The 426-nt window shown below is 37.3% G+C and carries 2 tRNA genes; both read right to left on the reverse strand.

From position 1 onward, the window contains the following. Positions 1-118: 118 nt before the first annotated feature. Positions 119-192 (reverse strand) — tRNA-Asn (locus HMPREF2571_RS08910). A 22-nt stretch (positions 193-214) separates the two neighbouring features. Next, positions 215-286, reverse strand: a tRNA-Glu gene (locus HMPREF2571_RS08915). Positions 287-426 lie beyond the last annotated feature (140 nt).

The following is a 426-nucleotide window of genomic DNA, read 5'->3' on the forward strand; positions in this document are numbered from 1 at the left end:
GAGCGAAACGGACTTAAAGTCACAAAATAATATTAAATAGGTCTGGAACAATTGTTCCAGACCTTATTTATCTTTAGGTACAAAAAACTCAAGCTATACAACTTGAGGTGTCTTATCACTCCGCCAGTAGGACTCGAACCTACGACATCATGATTAACAGTCATGCGCTACTACCAACTGAGCTATGGCGGATAAAACTGCTAAGTAGCAAAAATAGTCCGTACGGGATTCGAACCCGTGTTACCGCCGTGAAAAGGCGGTGTCTTAACCCCTTGACCAACGGACCAAGTTCTGAGATTTTTATCTCGTTAACACTCTTATTATTATATCAGAGTATTCGATTTTGTCTATACTTTTTTTCAAAAAAAATATTAAATTTTGCTAAATTTATTCGAATCCCTAATTGTCAAGTCAAGTGCAACAAAG

It is taken from the genome of Streptococcus sp. HMSC068F04, from assembly GCF_001837455.1.
Classification (GTDB): domain Bacteria; phylum Bacillota; class Bacilli; order Lactobacillales; family Streptococcaceae; genus Streptococcus; species Streptococcus salivarius_D.